12 protein-coding genes are annotated in these 16,836 nt (G+C 60.0%); 3 read left to right on the plus strand and 9 right to left on the minus strand.

Annotated features, from left to right (window positions below; all coding sequences use genetic code 11):
• Positions 1 to 262 precede the first annotated feature (262 nt).
• Positions 263 to 856, plus strand: coding sequence for a HupE/UreJ family protein (locus tag FMN63_RS16205; RefSeq protein WP_148585100.1), 594 nt, complete (start codon positions 263 to 265; stop codon positions 854 to 856).
• Positions 857 to 1,062: 206 nt separating this feature from the next.
• Here the strand turns inward: FMN63_RS16205 and nadC are convergent, their stop codons facing one another.
• From nadC to nadA, 3 genes are all read right to left on the minus strand, one after another.
• Positions 1,063 to 1,926 (minus strand): carboxylating nicotinate-nucleotide diphosphorylase, encoded by an 864-nt coding sequence (gene nadC, locus FMN63_RS16210; protein ID WP_148585101.1) that lies wholly within the window; start codon positions 1,924 to 1,926, stop codon positions 1,063 to 1,065.
• A 12-nt stretch (positions 1,927 to 1,938) separates the two neighbouring features.
• The gene (locus FMN63_RS16215) at positions 1,939 to 3,540 is read right to left on the minus strand and encodes an L-aspartate oxidase (protein ID WP_148585103.1); all 1,602 of its coding nucleotides are present in this window, start codon (positions 3,538 to 3,540) and stop codon (positions 1,939 to 1,941) included.
• Positions 3,541 to 3,640: 100 nt separating this feature from the next.
• Positions 3,641 to 4,723, minus strand: a complete 1,083-nt coding sequence (gene nadA, locus FMN63_RS16220) for a quinolinate synthase NadA (protein WP_148585105.1) — start codon at positions 4,721 to 4,723, stop codon at positions 3,641 to 3,643.
• Positions 4,724 to 5,184: 461 nt separating this feature from the next.
• Here nadA and FMN63_RS16225 point away from each other — a divergent pair, with 461 nt between their 5' ends.
• Entirely contained in the window at positions 5,185 to 6,420 is a 1,236-nt protein-coding gene (locus FMN63_RS16225; RefSeq protein ID WP_148585107.1) for an MFS transporter, read from the plus strand.
• 126 nt (positions 6,421 to 6,546) lie between these two features.
• On the opposite strand, the gene glyS is transcribed toward FMN63_RS16225, so the two are convergent.
• Positions 6,547 to 8,634, minus strand: a complete 2,088-nt coding sequence (gene glyS / locus FMN63_RS16230) for a glycine--tRNA ligase subunit beta (protein WP_148585108.1) — start codon at positions 8,632 to 8,634, stop codon at positions 6,547 to 6,549.
• 308 nt (positions 8,635 to 8,942) lie between these two features.
• Here glyS and FMN63_RS16235 point away from each other — a divergent pair, with 308 nt between their 5' ends.
• Positions 8,943 to 10,430, plus strand: a complete 1,488-nt coding sequence (locus FMN63_RS16235) for a putative bifunctional diguanylate cyclase/phosphodiesterase (RefSeq protein WP_148585110.1) — start codon at positions 8,943 to 8,945, stop codon at positions 10,428 to 10,430.
• An 11-nt stretch (positions 10,431 to 10,441) separates the two neighbouring features.
• Here the strand turns inward: FMN63_RS16235 and gltS are convergent, their stop codons facing one another.
• The 5 genes from gltS to FMN63_RS16260 all read right to left on the minus strand — a co-directional run bounded on the left by gltS (position 10,442) and on the right by FMN63_RS16260 (position 16,752).
• Positions 10,442 to 11,662, minus strand: a complete 1,221-nt coding sequence (gene gltS / locus FMN63_RS16240) for a sodium/glutamate symporter (RefSeq protein WP_148585111.1) — start codon at positions 11,660 to 11,662, stop codon at positions 10,442 to 10,444.
• Positions 11,663 to 11,744: 82 nt separating this feature from the next.
• Positions 11,745 to 13,691, minus strand: coding sequence for a DUF2207 domain-containing protein (locus tag FMN63_RS16245; protein WP_148585112.1), 1,947 nt, complete (start codon positions 13,689 to 13,691; stop codon positions 11,745 to 11,747).
• A 10-nt stretch (positions 13,692 to 13,701) separates the two neighbouring features.
• Positions 13,702 to 14,262 (minus strand): LemA family protein, encoded by a 561-nt coding sequence (locus FMN63_RS16250; protein ID WP_148585114.1) that lies wholly within the window; start codon positions 14,260 to 14,262, stop codon positions 13,702 to 13,704.
• Between the two features lie 355 nt (positions 14,263 to 14,617).
• Positions 14,618 to 15,295, minus strand: coding sequence for an OmpW/AlkL family protein (locus FMN63_RS16255; RefSeq protein ID WP_148585116.1), 678 nt, complete (start codon positions 15,293 to 15,295; stop codon positions 14,618 to 14,620).
• 515 nt (positions 15,296 to 15,810) lie between these two features.
• Positions 15,811 to 16,752, minus strand: coding sequence for a glycine--tRNA ligase subunit alpha (locus FMN63_RS16260; protein WP_205514114.1), 942 nt, complete (start codon positions 16,750 to 16,752; stop codon positions 15,811 to 15,813).
• Positions 16,753 to 16,836: the final 84 nt, after the last annotated feature.

A 16,836-nucleotide genomic window follows, 5' to 3' on the forward strand; every position in this document is an offset into this window, starting at 1 on the left:
CTCCACCATCGTCATCGGCTCGACCCGAACCTGAGGATCCAATGACCTGGAAATTAGCACTCTGAAAAGCCGTCCCCTATCGGGAAAACGGACTGAAATATCGCAGTTCTTCCGCTACACAACCATGGACCTCCTTGCATAAGAGCCCCTCGCCTCGGTTTACAGGGCTCCAGAAACTCCGATAGTACGGGGTGTCTTGACCCAATCATGAACGGTGCGACCCATGCCGGGGCACCGGGGTGACCAACTGAAGGATCGTTTCATGTTCTACCGCCTCGGCCTTGCTGCCGCATTCGGCCTGCTGACCGCCTCTCCTGCCCTTGCCCATCTGGATCCTTCCGAACACGGCTCCTTCGCCGCCGGCTTCTCGCATCCGGTGTTTGGCACCGATCATGTGCTGGCCATGATCGCCGTTGGCCTTTGGGCCGCTCTCCTGGGCGGTCGTGCCGTCTGGGTCCTGCCAACCGCTTTCGTCGGCTCGATGATCGTCGGTTTTCTGCTTTCGCTAGCGGGCGTTCCCCTGCCCTATGTCGAACCCTTCATCCTGACTTCGGTGGTTGTTCTGGGTCTTGCCGTCGCCCTTGCGCTGCGTCTGCCGCTTGGTCTGTGCGCGGCTTTGGTGGGCATTTTCGGTATCTGCCACGGTCATGCCCACGGGGGCGAAATCGGCTCGGCCGCCGAACTGGCCTATGCCGGCGGCTTCGTTCTGGCAACAGCGCTGCTCCATGCAGCCGGCCTCCTGATCGGCTATGGCGCCAATGTGGCCACGCGCAACGATCCGGCCTGGGCCCCGCGGATCATTCGCAGCCTGGGTGTGCTGACCGCCCTCGGCGGGCTCTACCTCGCCGCGGCGTGAGTTTCAGTGACTGATTGATTTACCGCCTTGGCTGACGCCCCCCAACCTCATCCTGAGGAAGCGCGTGAGCGCTGTCTCGAAGGATGGGCGACAGACTCCAGAGCAAGTGGCCCATCCGTCGAGATGGATTCTCGCGGTCCTCCTCAGGACGAGGTGGAAGTGAGAGGGCAGACAGGGCCGAACTTTGAACGATCGCCGGTAAAACGTCAGCCGATCTCGATATCGAGACCCAAATCCAGAACCGGGGCTGAATGGGTAATCCAGCCTGAGGAGATCAGGTCGACACCGGCTTCGGCGACGGCCTTGACCGTATCGAGTTCAATGCCGCCGGAAGCTTCCAGCAGAACCTTGCCATCGGCCATTGTGACAGCCTGCTTCAGGATCTCGGGCGGCATGTTGTCGAGCATGACCACGTCCGGTCCGGCCGCAAGCGCCTCCTGCAATTGCTCCAGCGTATCGACTTCCACCTCGATCTTGACCAGGTGCCCGGCAAACGCCTTCGCGGCTTCGATGGCCTGCGTCACGCCGCCGGCGACCGCGATGTGATTGTCCTTGATCAGGATCGCATCATCCAGACCGAAGCGGTGGTTGGAACCCCCGCCGCATTTGACCGCATATTTCTCGAAAGCCCGCAGGCCCGGTGTCGTCTTGCGGGTGCAAACGATGTCGGCTTTGGTGTGGGCGATCAGATCGGCGAAGTGCGACGTCGCCGTTGCGATGCCGGACAGATGCCCCAAGAAATTCAGCGCCACACGTTCAGCGGCCAGGAGCGCCCGGGCCGGCCCCTCGATCCGGGCGACAACTGCTTTCGGCGACAACCGGTCACCGTCGGTCAGAACCGCCTCGAAGCGGAGCCCGGCGTCGGTCTGGCGGAAGGCGCTTTCGGCAAAGGCAAGCCCGGCCAGAACCCCCGGTTTGCGTGCGGCAATCACGGCGGAAGCTTTTGCCTCCGGCGGGAGCGTCGCCTGGCTGGTCACGTCGCCTGCCCGGCCCCAGTCTTCCAGAAGGGCCGCCTTGACGGCTTCATCCACCATCAGGCGTGGCAGCTCAGGCAAATATCTGCGGGTCATGCGCCTCTCCGGTCAGGCAGTTTCAAGGGCCTCGGCGGTGATGGCCTCGACTTCCTTCAAGGTGGTGTAAGAGCGGCTTGCCATGTCGGGGTTTTCCTGCGGGAAATCCTTGCGGAAATGCCCGCCGCGGCTTTCCTCGCGCTTCAGCGCAGCTGCCGTGATGATACGCCCGGTCACCATCATGTTGAGGATTGACCGGCGCACGCAGTCCTGTTCCACCCTGACGATATCTGCCAGAGCCTTCTTGAGCCCTTCGGCATCGCGCAGCACACCGACATTGCGCGCCAGCGTCTTGCGCAGAACGCTGATGGCCTGCCGCTCGTCGGCGTTGCGCTGGCTTGGCAAGCCGGGAGCGTCGTCCATCTCGTTCCAGTAGGCGCTGCGCGGGGTGGGCATCAGGCCCTGGATATCCTCGGCGATGCGTGCGGCAAACACCACCGCTTCCAGCAGCGAGTTGGATGCCAGACGGTTGGCGCCATGGGCTCCGGTCGAAGCAACTTCGCCAGCAGCCCACAGACCGTCTAGAGACGTCCGGCCGTTGGCATCGGTCAGCACTCCGCCCATGTGGTAGTGTTCGGCGGGTGCCACAGGCAGCAGATCTTTCGCAGGGTCGAGGCCGGCCGCGGCAGCGACCGCGAAAACGGTCGGGAAATCGTCCTTGAACCTGTCGCCGATTGCAGTTCTGCAATCCAGGAAGGCCCCTCGGCCTTCGGAGACTTCCCGGTGGATTGCCCGGGCAACGATGTCGCGCGGTGCCAGCTCGAGATCCGGGTGAACGCCTTCCATGAAACGCTCACCGGCCTTGTTGACGAGCGTTGCCCCCTCACCGCGCAAGGCTTCGGTCGCCAGCGGTGCCGGATCCTTGCCGAGATCAAGGGCAGTCGGGTGGAACTGAACGAATTCGGCATCGGCAATCACGGCCCCTGCACGGGCTGCCATGGCAAGACCATGGCCGTTGGCTTCATGCGGGTTGGTCGTCAAAGCGTAAAGATGACCGATGCCGCCAGAGGCGAGCACCACGGCCCTCGCCGGGAAGACCAGACGCTCCAGGCCGCCGCGTTTGCGGGCGAGGACACCCGTCACATACCGGCCTTCGCCAATGAAGCTTTCGCCGATATAGCCTTCCAGAATGCGGATCGAGGGTGTCTTGCGAACAGCGGCAATCAAGGCATCCATGATGGCCCGTCCGGCCATGTCGCCGCGCACACGCACGACCCGGCTGTGCGAATGGGCAGCTTCGCGCGAAAACTTCAGCCGGCCTTCTAGATCCTGATCGAACGGAACGCCGTAGGACAGGAGATCGTGCACCCGGGCGCTGCCTTCACGGGTCATCTGGTCGACGATCTTTTCCTCGCAGATGCCGCAACCGGCCACCAACGTATCGTCGCGGTGTTTTTCGACCGAATCCTGTTCGGAGATCGCGGCTGCGATGCCGCCTTGCGCCCAGGCGGAGGACGCCCCCTGCCCGATCGGCGCGTTGGTGATGACGGTGACAGGACGCGGGCTGAGTTTCAGCGCGCAGAAGAGCCCCGCCAGGCCTCCTCCCAGAATGACGACATCATCCACATCCTTGCCCATATGGGCAGGTGCAAAATCCTCAACCGACACGGCCATGGGAAACTTCCTGGAACAGACGGGCATGAGCCCCAAAAGAAACTTCCGGGCCGGAGAAGCCCGGAAGCAATCGCATAAGTGCGGTTTAGACCGAAGCCGGTCAGAGTTTCAAGTTGATCATCCGCTCGACCGCGGTGCGGGCCCTGTCGGCCACCGCCGGGTCAACGACCACTTCCTCTTTCATCTCCAGCAGAGAGTCGAGGATCTTGGTCAGCGTGATCCGCTTCATGTGCGGGCACAGGTTGCACGGACGGATGTAGTCGACACCCGGCGTTTCACTGGCAATGTTGTCCGCCATGGAACACTCGGTGATCATCATCACCTTTTCCGGACGTTTGGTCTTCACCCAGTCGATCATATGCGCGGTAGACCCGGCAAAGTCGGCTTCCGCGACCACTTCGGGCGGGCATTCCGGGTGAGCGATGATCTTCACATCCGGCTCGATCTTGCGATAGTCGCGCAGCTCTTCCGCGGTGAAGCGCTCATGCACCTCGCAGGCGCCGTCCCAGACCAGAACCTCGACGTCGGTCTTGTTGCCGACATTGGCGGCCAGATACTTGTCCGGGATCAGGAACACCTTGTCGACGCCGAAGCTTTCAACCACCTGCAGCGCGTTGGAAGACGTGCAGCAGATGTCGCATTCCGCTTTCACATCGGCTGACGTGTTCACGTAGGTGATGATCGGGACGCCAGGGTTGCGTTCGCGCAGAGCCCGCACATCCGCCCCCGTGATGGATTCGGCCAAGGAGCAGCCTGCGCGCATATCCGGGATCAGCACCGTCTTTTCCGGGCTCAGGATTTTCGAGGTCTCCGCCATGAAGTGCACGCCGCACTGGACGATGACGTCGGCATCGGTGCGGGTCGCTTCGATCGCCAGTTGCAGGCTGTCGCCCACGATGTCGGCCACCCCATGGTAGATATCCGGCGTCATGTAGTTGTGAGCCAGAATAACCGCGTTGCGCTGCTTCTTCAGCTGGTTGATCGCATGGATGGTTGGCGCCAGAGCGGGCCATTCGATGGCCGGGATGATGTGCTTGACCTTCTCATAGATCTGCGCAGTCGCCTCGGCGACGTCCGGCGTGTACCGCAGGTCCGGGCGCTCCAGTTTGCCGAAACGCTCCACTGCCGTCAGTCCGGCGGCAATCGGAGTTCCAACCGGTGCATTGGTCTGGGCTATGGTCATCGCGACCTCCCTTTATTGCGCGGCGTGAGGGGGGATGATGCCGCAACTTAATTATACTCAACTTGAGCATATTTAGAGTAAAAGAAAACGGGCTGGCTGGCCCATACTTTTGCTCTTTCGGAGTTTATATAGTCGTGGACAAATCGAAAATCTACAAAAATCCGAAAAATTATTGCCCGCCTACCGTTTCTCCTTTCTTTTCCGAAGCTTAAGAAGAAATTTTTCAAACCTCTGACAGCCGGCTAACAATTCACCCCATCTTCCTGCATTAAAAAACAGCTCCCAAGCCCCCCTCTCCTCGCGAAAACCGGGTGGCTGGCCACCTTCCTGACACATCGAGCCAGCGTGTCTATCGGCGTACGTTCCATTCGAGACGCTGATCAATCCATCAAAATTACGCGTTTTTCGGGGGCCTGATTTCCGCCTATCCTGATCGTAGTTTGACGATCAGAGACACCTCCATGACAACAGCTACCTCCACTGGCCGGGCTGGCCCCAATATCCCGCTGGTGATTAGCTGCGGCTGTTTGATCGCACTCATTTCCTTCGGCCCGCGTTCCGCGATGGGCCTTTTCTTCCAGCCGATGACCGACGCCCGGGATTGGAGCCGAGAGATTTTTGCGCTGGCGCTGGCAATCCAGAACCTGATGTGGGGCATCGGCCAGCCGCTTGCCGGCATGATGGCCGACAGGTTCGGCACCTGGAAGACCATGACGCTCGGAGCCGTGCTGTACTGCACCGGTCTGTTGCTGATGATCGACGCGGAAAGCGCCGTCGCCATGCATATCTCGGCTGGTGTGCTCATCGGGCTTGGCATTTCCTGTTCGTCCTTCTCTCTGGTTCTGGCCGCTTTCGGCCGCACGGTCACTCCAGAGCAGAGAACGCTCGCCTTCGGCATCGGCACGGCTTCCGGCTCACTCGGCCAGTTCCTGTTCGCCCCTCTTGGCGGTACGCTGATCGCCAGCATCGGCTGGCAGCAGACCCTTGTCGTCTTTGCCGGGCTCGTCGCTCTTGTGCCGCTTCTGGCCATTGCGCTCCGGGGAAAGTCGGAACTGCCCCAAAACAGCAATCCGGCGAACGATCAGAAGCTGACCTCCGCCATTGCAGAGGCCTTCAGAACGCGCGGATTTATCTTGCTGACTTTCGGTTTTTTCGTGTGCGGCTTTCACCTCGCCTTCATCACGGTACACCTGCCGCCCTATATCGCCGATCAGGGTCTCGATCCGGCCTGGGGGGCAGCCGCTCTCGGGCTCATCGGCCTGAGCAACATCGCAGGGTCGCTGCTGTCAGGCTACATTTCCGGCCGCTATTCCAAGCCGGTCTTCCTGTCGCTGATCTACCTTGCCCGCTCCGTTGCGATCCTCGCCTTCATCATGCTGCCGGTCACCCCCGCATCGTTGCTGGTGTTTTCCGCTGCCATGGGTCTCCTGTGGCTGTCCACCGTGCCGCCGACATCCGGCCTCGTCGCGGTCATGTTCGGTCCGCGGTACATGGCGACCCTGTTCGGCTTCGTCTTTCTCTCCCACCAGATCGGCTCGTTCCTGGGCGTGTGGTTGGGCGGCAAAATCTATGACGAAACAGGCTCCTATGATCCCATCTGGTGGCTTGGCATCGCTCTCGGCATCTTCGCCGCCATCGTGCATTGGCCGATCGAGGAAAAACCTGTCGACCGGCTGGCGGCTCAGGCGGCAGAGTGAGGCGCGGAAGTTATAAGCTGAGCCAAAGCTGCATGTGGTGACGTTCCAAGGCTTCCCCAGCTACAGCTCCAGAACGAAAAAAGGCGGACCCAGGGCCCGCCTTTTTTGTTTTCAGGTCTGGTCGGCTTATCCGGCGACCTTTGAGAAATCCGCCACCACATGGGTCGCATCGCGAATTTCGGCGAGAAGCTGCAGGCGGTTCATGCGCAGCGTGGCGTCTTCGGCATTGACCAGAATGTCATCGAAGAAACGGTCGACCGGCGCGCGCAGTTTTGAAAGAGCTTCCATGGCGCCCTCGAAATTCTCGCTTGCCACGGCATCTGCCGCTTCGGCCCGGGCGATATCGATGGCAGACGCCAGATCGATTTCGGCCTGCTCCTGCAAGTGGTCCGCATGCGGTTTGCCGGAAACAGGAGCCCCGTCCTTCTTTTCCTCGGCCTTCAGAATGTTGACCGCGCGCTTGTAGCCAGCCAGCAGGTTGGTACCGTCGTCGGAGGAAACGAATTTGCCAAGCGCCTCGACACGCCGGACCACCATCAGAAGATCGTCCTGGCCTTCGAGCGCAAAAACGGCGTCGATCAAGTCATGACGCGCGCCTTCGTCCTTGAGGTGGACTTTCAGGCGGTCGGCGAAGAACGACAGCAGATCGGCGACAAGAGCCGCAGGGTCTGCCGTTTTCACACCCTGAAGATCCAGAGCGGACCGGAGAATATCGCCAAGCCTGATCCTGAGATTGTTTTCCAGAACGATCCGGATCACGCCGAGAGCCGCACGGCGCAGGGCATAGGGATCCTTGGAACCGGTCGGCTTTTCGTCGATCGCCCAGAAACCTGCAAGAAGGTCCAGCTTTTCGGCAAGCGCCACGGCCACGGCAACAGGGTTGCTCGGCAGGCTGTCGCTCGGCCCCTGCGGCTTATAATGCTCTTCGATGGCAGTTGCCACCGATGCATCCTCGCCCTGGGCCGTTGCATAATAGCGGCCCATGAGGCCCTGCAATTCCGGGAATTCGAACACCATATGGGAGACGAGATCCGCCTTGGCGAGTTCTGCCGCGCGCCTGGCCTTTGCCTCGTCCGCCCCGGCAACCGGAGCAAGTTCGGCCGACAGCGCAATCATGCGCTTCACCCGCTCTCCGACGCTGCCGAGCTTTTCGTGGAACTTGACCTCGTCCAGCTTGGGCAGATTGTCCGACAGCTTCGACTTCAGGTCCGTTTCCCAGAAGAAGCGGGCGTCGGACAGGCGTGCGCGGATCACCTTCTCGTTTCCGGCCACGATCAGCTTGCCACCATCATCGGCGACGATGTTGGAGACCAGCACGAACTTGTTGGCAAGGCGCCCGGTGGCCGGGTTCTTCAAGACGAAGCACTTCTGGTTGACCTTGATGGTCAGCTGAATGCACTCGTCCGGGATCGTCAGGAAATCCTCGTCGAAGCTGCCGGTCAGGACCACCGGCCATTCGACAAGGCCGGCGACTTCTTCCAGAAGACCCGGATCCTCGACCAGATCGAGGCCGAGCGCCAGTGCGCAATCCTTGGCATCATTCTGGATGATGTCCTTGCGGCGATCCGCATCGAGCACGACCTTGTGCTTCTCGAGGGCCGGCGCATAGTCGTCGAAGCGACGCACGTCGAAGGCCTCATCCGCCAGGAAGCGGTGGCCACGTGTGGTCTTGCCGGCCTTGATGCCGTCGAACTCAAACGGAACGACGTCCGGTTCTTCCGTTTCCGGGCCAAAGGTGGCGACGATGGAGTGCAGCGGCCGCACCCAGCGGGTCGTCGCGGCGCCCCAGCGCATGGTAATCGGCCAGGGGAAGTTACGCAGGATGCCCGGCATGAATTCGGCAATCACATCAATCGCAGACCGGCCCGGCTTTTCGATGACGGCAACGTAGAAGTCCCCCTTCTTGGGGTCGGTCTGGATGGTTGCCTGATCGATCGACGTCAGGCCTGCCCCTCGCAGGAAGCCTTCCAGCGCCTTTTCCGGGGCTCCGACACGCGGGCCTTTGCGCTCTTCGCGTGTGGCGGCAGAACCCGCTGGAACACCTGCGACATGCAAGGCTAGACGCCGCGGTGTCGCGAAAGCCTTTGCGCCTTCATACGGCAAACCCGCATCCACCAGGGCATTGGTCACGAGAGATTTCAGGTCTTCGGCCGCCTTGCGCTGCATGCGGGCCGGAATCTCTTCGCTGAAAAGTTCAAGCAGAAGATCGGGCATGGATGTCTGGACCTTTGGTCTGGTGGGATAACACCGGAAACGGTTTGCGCCGTCCGTTACCAAGACAATGAAGACTTGTCACCCCTTTTCGAGGCAGCGCCCGCCAAGGGCTGGCCCGTTCAGACAACGGCTCGTCTGCTTTGTTTCATTCTTCTTCAAGAATTGCATGTGAAACTTCGCAACCTGTTAGCAGTTGCATGTATTGGGATCAACCTAAAGTGAAACGGGAAGTTGCAGAGCACGGATATACGACGCGATCTATAGTTGCATTACTTGCTATAGTCCTTGTCATTTTTACGGGTATCAAGGTGATACCGGTATTCTTTCCTGCTTTTGAAATCGATCATTCCCAACTGACGTTTGATTTCATTACCAGCCTTGTGCTGGGCATTGCCATCTTCAGTCTCGCCTATGGGGCATGGGCGACCCAGCGATTGCGCAAGGAGCTGAAAGCCAGGTCCTCGGCCCATTCCGAAGCCCTGGCCCTTGCCCAGCACGATCCGCTGACCGGGCTTCCCAACCGCCGCCGTCTGCTGGAAGCCTTTGCCGACCTGACCCACGAGGTCAAGCCGGAGTGTTTTCGCGCCGTGATGATGCTCGACCTCGACGGTTTCAAACCGATCAACGACGTCTATGGCCACGCCTTTGGCGACAACCTGCTGCGCAGCTTTGCTGATCGGCTGGCGGAAATCCTCGGCAAGGAGGGCATTGTCGCCCGGCTCGGTGGTGACGAATTCGCCATTGTCTCTCCTGTGTTCAATGAGAAGTCGGAGGCGGCCGGATTCGCCCGGCGGCTGCTGACCCGCATCAGTGACCGTTTCGAATTCGGCAATCGGCAAATTTCCATTGGCTCCGGCATCGGTATCGCGCTCTACCCTCATGACGGTCATGCGATTACCGAACTTTTGCGCAGGGCGGACATCGCGCTTTACCGTGCCAAATCCTCCGGGCGCTCGACCTACCGGTTTTTCGAGGTCGACATGGATGCCTCGATCCTGCATCGGACCCTTCTGGAACAGCGTCTGCGCCGCGCGATATCGGAGCATCAGGTCAGGGCTTACTACCAGCCGATTCTGGACATGGATTCGGGCCGCATTGCCGGGTTCGAGGCTTTGGCAAGGTGGACCGACACGGATTTCGGCAACGTGCCCCCGCTGCAGTTCATTCCGATCGCGGAAGACTGCGGCATAATCTCCGAACTGACGCACCATCTGCTGGAGGACGCTTGCAAGGTCGCCGTCACCTGGCCGGACGATCTCTATCTGTCTTTCAATCTCTCTCCGGTGCAATTGCAGGACCCTGCCTTGCCGGTGCAGATCAGCACCATCTTGAACAAGAACGGGCTTAGTCCCAGCCGGCTGGTTCTGGAAATCACGGAAACGTCGCTGGTGAAAAACCCGGAATCGGCCAAACGAATCCTGACCGAACTGACGGAAGCAGGCATCTCGATAGCGCTCGACGATTTCGGCGCGGGCCATTCCAGTCTCAGCTATCTGCGCGATTTCCCGATCAAGAAGGTCAAGATCGACAAGTCCTTTACCGAGCGCATGCTGGAAGACAAGCAGTGTGGGGCCATCGTCGAAGCCATTCTGGTCCTGTCCAAGGGGCTCGACATCGATGCGGTGGCGGAAGGGATTGAGGATAGTGCGGTTCATGACGCACTCAATTCCAACGGCTGCCATTACGGCCAGGGGTTCCTTTATGCCGCTGCGGTTTCTTCAGAAGACGCTTCCGGCCTGCTGGCATCCCAGATCAACGGCCGATTGCCCTTCAGCAAGTCGATAGACGCTGCCTGATCGCCCTGCCCTCATCCGCCCAGAAACAGGAGGATGATGACTGCGTTGGCCAGATCCACGAAGAAAGCCGAAACCAGCGGCAGGATCAGGAAAGCCTGGGTTGCCGGTCCGAAGTGTTTGGTGATTGCGGTCATATTGGCAATGGCGGTCGGTGTCGCCCCCAGGGCGAACCCTGCAAAACCAGCCCCCAGCACCGCCGCATTGTAATTGCGTCCCATCAGCGGATAGAGCGCCAGAATAATGAAGGCGGCTGCGACGACGATCTGCGTGAAGAGGATCAGCAGCATCGGCCCCGCCAGACCCGCAATGGTCCAAAGCTGAAGGCTCATGAGGGACATCGTCAGAAAGATGCCAAGCGCAAGGTCGGACAAGACCGCCAGGGATTTGGACCTGGCCGGCCAGGTCATCCTCGGAAAGACCAGTGGCACGGTGTTGGACAGCAGGATGCCGCAGAAAAGACAGCAGACGAACACTGGAAGGTCCAGCCCTGTGCCCGTGCTCAAAGCTTCCTGAAGCGCGGCGCCGAGACCGATTGCGATATTGAGAACCAGCAGGGAACGCATCAGCCCGGTGTGCGTCACGCTTGCGTCCGCTTCCTGATCCATCTCAAGGCCGATCATCGGGGCTTCTTCCGGGCGGTTCGGATCGGGCTTGCCGCCCCGTTTCTCCATCAGGAACTTGCCGACCGGCCCGCCCAGAAGGCTTGCGGCGATCAAGCCGAGCGTTGCCGTTGCGGCCCCGATCTCGACGGCCCCCGCAACGCCGTAGTCGGCGGCCAGCTTCGGCCCCCATGCGATTGCCGTACCATGGCCACCGACCAGCGAAATGGTCCCGCCCAGCAAACCGAAACCTGTGGGCAGCCCCATCGCCGCCGCCAGCCCCGTGCCAACCGCATTTTGCAGCAGCATGTAACAGACGGTGAGCATCAGCAGGATCAAAAGCGGCTTGCCGCCCTTGGCAAGATCCGCAAAGCGCGCGTTCAGGCCGATTGCGGTGAAGAAGCAATACAGAAGGTAGTCGCGAGACTGCAGGGAGAACCCGATTTCTGTTCCAAGGCTCAGATAGACAGCGAGCGAGAACAGCGCCACCAGCAGACCGCCGGACACAGGTTCTGGTATGTTGAACCTGTCCAGAAGGCCAATCTTCTTGTTCAGCCGCACCCCTAGAAAATAGACAAGGATCGCCAGATTGAAGCTGACAAATTCCGTTAGCGTGATCGTTTCGCCGGCCATCTGCATTCCCGCCCCTGTCTCAGGCTTCCACTATGCCTTACGAAGCGGCTTGTGCAAGGAAGACCTGCCGACCGAGGGTTGCCTACCAGCCTCCTCCGCCGCCACCGCCGCCGCCACCGCCGGAAAAACCGCCCGAAGAGCCAGACGATCCCGAGCTCGACGACTTGGGCGCAGGAAGCGAGGACTGGAAAGACCCGGCCATGGAACTTGCCGTCCGGCCCAGGCTGTCAGACACATGCCGGGCGTCGAAATGGCTGCCGCCATACCAGCCCGGATGATAGCTGGCAGCAACTGCCGCCCCTGCCGCCGTGGTCAGCCAGGCTTCAAAGGCCTTCGCCCAAGGTTTTTCAACACCAAGCGCCACGGCATACGGCAGAAGCTCCTCAAAGTGATCGGTGCTCATGTCCGGGACTTTCGCCATGTTGAGCCGTTCCTTTTCAGCCACGCTCAGGTACATCTGAAGTCCCTCGATCTCGTCAAGAGCCTGACGCCCAAGCGCCGTCGGCGCACTGATCAGGAAAAAGAACAGAATGTTCAGGGCGACCAGCGCCACCGCGATGAACGGCAGAACAGGCAGGGAGTCCACTCCGCCATTCACGTGGAAGGCACCGAAGGCCGCTCCTGCAACGCCGAGGCCGAAGACCACGAATATCAGGGCCATGCGCAGTTTCATACTGGCGAAGCGGAAAATGGCTTTGCCGATATTGATCGCAAAGACGGTCGCGAACATGGAAAAGACCAGAAAGATGATGACGAACCCTTCCTGGCCGGGCTGCAGCCCGCCGAAAGCCAGAAGAGCGACAATGGTGACCAGGCTCAGAATGGAACCGGGTATGAGAAACCGCTTGTTGGTTCTGAAATAAACGTCCCGGCTTTCCCGCTCTATCGCCGCCCGGAATTTTCTGCCCAAAGCCTGGATCGATTTGCCGTTGGTCTTGTTCAGGGGCAACGGGCTGTCCCGTCCGCTCAACCATTCCTCCAGCGCCGCCTCGCCCTTTGGAAGGCCAAATCCGGGAATTTGCCCTTCCCGGCCAGTTCGGTTCAACACCAGCGTCGTGTCGCCGTCCTCTTCCTCAAGCCGCAAACGTTTCTTGACGGCCAGGTTGAGACAGGCGGCCGACAACGCGACCCAGCCGCCGTCACCGAAGCCCTGATTCTGAATATATTTTGCAAGCGCCGGCGAGATGCCAGCGGGAGGTGAGAACCTTGGAAACACAACACCTTCAGCAGGATCACGTCCAACCATCCACCAGGCGGCGAAGTAATACAGGAGCACCAGCAGCACCCCGGCTCCGCCGATCAGTTCCGATCTGTAGTCGTTGACGAAATACTCGAGCTTTTCAGCGTCCGAGGGCGGCGTAATCGCGCCCTTTGGCAGGCTGACGTTGACCGACAGGCCTTCGTAGGGTGGCAGAACCTGCGTCGTCCGGAAGATCACTTCCGAACCGCCTTGAGCGCTCCGCGCTTCGAAAGCCTTGCCGGTTTCTCCGTAACCGCCCGTGTAGGCCGTCCATTCGCTGGCTTTCACGCCCTTCGGTAGAACGACGCGGGCGATGGCTTCATCGACGGGGAAGATCCATTCATTGCCGGTCGCGTTCCAGTAGACCTCGTCATGGTCTTCAAAAAAGCGGATCTGCCGGTCGGTTTCGTAGCTGAAGGTGTAGGTGTAGTTGCCCGCCTCCAGGAAGGTGTTCTCCTCCCCGACATAGATCCGGACACCCTGGCTGTTTTCGTTGATGTGGTACGGCGCAGGAACACCGTCTTGCTGCACGGAAAGCAGCTTGAACCCGGCCTTGTAGATGCGCCCGTTCGCCCCCTCCACCGCAAGCGGAATATCGCGGAAGATACCGCGCTTTATCTGATTGCCCTCCGCACGCACGGTAATCGTTTCCGTGACCGTGAGCGTACCATCGCGGGCAACGTCGATATCGGAAACGAACTTCAAGATGCGTTCGTCCGCCTGTGCCCCGATGCCCGCGGCCAGCAGGACGAAGGCAGCAAGAATGCAGGCTGAGATCCGGTTCAGCATAGTGGGCTCCTCAGAACTGGACCTTTGGCACCGCGCGGTCGGCCTCGTCTTCGATTTCGAAATACTCGGCCTTTTCAAACTTGAACTGACTGGCGATCAGATTGGACGGAAAGCTCTCGACAGCGACATTCAGGTTCCTGACAGCACCATTGTAATAGCGGCGGGCCATCTGAATGGCGTTCTCGATCTCGTCGAGTGACTTGTGCAGGTCGGAAAAGTTCTGGCTGGCCTTCAAATCCGGATAGGCTTCCGCCACCGCAAAGAGCCGGCCCAGCGCTTGACTGAGTTCGCCTTCCGCTCTGGCGCGGCCTGCAACATCGTTCCTGGACATGGATGTCACCTCCGCGCGCTTCTGAGTGACCGCGTTCAAGGTGTCCTGTTCGTGGGATGCATAGCCCTTGACGGTCTCGACCAGATTGGGAACGAGATTGGCTCGGCGCTTGAGCTGCACATCGATGCCGCTCCAGCCCTCCTCGACCATCTGCCGTTTGCGGACCAGAGCGTTGTAAAGAACAATCACTATCAGGGATAGCGCTATTAGAAGCGCGAGAATGAACCAGGCAAAGACCATATGAACCTCCGGAATCTGCCGAGGAAGCTAACCGCTGACGAATAGCTTGTCATCCGGATCGGCTCTACAGGCAGTCGTGAAACGACAAACAGTAATCTGGAACACAGGTTACCGGGCCAAAACCATCTGAACCGGCTCCGTTCTTTTCAAGGCGGCGGGTCTCCACTGCGAAAACAGTGATTTTCGCTTCTCTGCGCAATTGCCCTTTACCTCGCTCCAGATCGGGCCACGGGAACCTCCTCAGAGATAGAAGCCGGACTGGATGGCCTGGAGCCCCCGGACACGAAAAAGCCGGGACCGCTAGGCAGCCCCGGCTCATTCGCCGCATCAATTCGCAAACTTTAAAGTGCCTCGATCAGAACCGGTAGGTGAGACCGGCACCCACGAGCCAGGGATTGATTTCCGCCGTACCGTGCAACTTGTTGCCCGCGACCGTGACGTCGTAGTCGGGCTCCAGGAAGATCTTCTTGACGTCGAGGTTCACACCCCAGTGGTCATCGATCATATAGTCGAAACCAGCCTGCAACGCCGCGCCGAAGCTGTTTTTGATATGCAGGTTGTCTGCACTATCTGCCGACTGGTTGTAGAAGATCGTGTAGTTCACACCGGCACCGACGTAGGGCTTGAACTTGCCGAAGTTGGTGAAATGATACTGCAGCGTGAGGGTTGGCGGCAGCAGCCAGGTCTCACCGATTTCTCCCAGGGCCGATATCGATCCCTCACCGTTGACCTTGGCAAAGGTCGTTCCGAGGATCAGTTCCGCAGCGATGTTGTTGGTGAAGAAGTAGGTGATGTCGAGTTCGGGAATCACGGTATCCGAGTAGGAAAGGTCGGAGCCGGAGATGCCGTCCACCGAGCCGCTGTCCTGGGTGATGACACCGAGTGCACGAACGCGGATTTGCCAGGGGCTCTTCGGCGCAACGGCCTCGAATGCCGCCGGCGGCTCGCTGCTTCCAAGATCGGCTGCCAGCGCCTGCTGGGCACACGTCATCGCCAAGGCTGCGGCTGCAAGGCCGCTCCATTTCCTGTTCATTTCAGTCTCCATGAGTCGTCGCGCAGAAGCGCGCTGTCCGTCCGGCGTAGGCGCCTGGAGATGGGCCAACATTGAGATGGATCAAATCATCGGGACCGATATCAAAACTTACGTTACGACCATTTACCGATAGTTGCATTTTTGCATCAACATATTGATTTTTATAATAATTCCAGTTTGCAAATTGACGGCTCAGCGCGCTCCCGCAACCGGTCTCCGGCCACTTTCCAGGCCTGCGCGATGGCGCCCGGTCTTGTGTGAAGCACATGCGTCCCGCAGCCCGAAACGGACACCTTGCGCGTGGCAGAACGACCGGTCATGCGGTCGAAGCCTCACCGGTGTTCAGGTTGGTAGCAGATGGGTGACGGAATGACCGTGCGCCTCCGTTCGCGAACTGCGCAGGCTCGCGCTGGTGGCGGGAAACACCACAGCACGCAAGCCGCGTGTCAGCGGTCGCAAATGCACTGGTCAAATGACGCGATTTTCTAGGGTCAGCTCAAGAACGTGGAGTGCGTTCAGCCGGCCGCCTGGTTGTCATAGCCGACACCGCCGGCTTCCGTTTCCAGGAAGGCAGCGCCGCAGGCTTTGGCCAGTTCACGCACACGCAGAATATAGCTCTGGCGTTCGGTCACGGAGATGACGCCACGCGCGTCCAGCAGGTTGAAGGCGTGGCTGGCCTTGATGCACTGGTCATAGGCCGGCAGAACCACCTGATGCACGTTCGCACCGGCAGCTTCGCGCGCCTTGGCACCTGCTTCCAGCAACGAGCGGCATTCGGCTTCGGCATCCTTGAAGTGGCGGAACAGCATTTCCGTATCCGCGTGCTCGAAATTGTGCCGGGAGTATTCCTGCTCGGCCTGCAGGAAGACATCGCCATAGGTAACCTTCGCGTCGCCTTCCATGCCGTTGTAGTTGAGGTCATAGACGTTATCGACGCCCTGGATATACATGGCCAAGCGTTCCAGACCATAGGTCAGTTCGCCGGAGACAGGCGAACATTCAAAGCCGGCCACCTGTTGGAAATAGGTGAACTGCGAAACTTCCATGCCATCGCACCAGCATTCCCAGCCAAGCCCCCAGGCGCCCAGGGTCGGGCTTTCCCAGTCGTCTTCCACAAAGCGGATATCGTGCAGCTTCGGATCGAGGCCGATGGCATAGAGCGAGTTCAGATAGAGCTCCTGAAGGTTCGACGGCGACGGCTTCAGGATTACCTGGAACTGGTAATAGTGTTGCAGGCGGTTCGGGTTCTCGCCATAGCGGCCATCTGTCGGCCGGCGCGACGGCTGCACATAGGCAGCGCGCCACGGACGCGGGCCGAGCGAGCGCAGCGTGGTTGCCGGGTGAAACGTACCGGCGCCGACTTCCATGTCGTAAGGCTGAAGCACAACGCAGCCCTGGTCGGCCCAGTAGCGCTGCAGGGTCAGGATCAGGCCTTGAAAGGAATTTTCCGGCCGCATGTGCGCCGGCAGGGTTTCAGTCGACATGAAGATGTTCCGCGAATGTGGCTCTGCCCGGCGTTCAACGACCGCCGGTTCGGGCGA

It is taken from the genome of Stappia sp. BW2 (genome assembly GCF_008107695.1).
Classification (GTDB): Bacteria; Pseudomonadota; Alphaproteobacteria; order Rhizobiales; family Stappiaceae; genus Roseibium.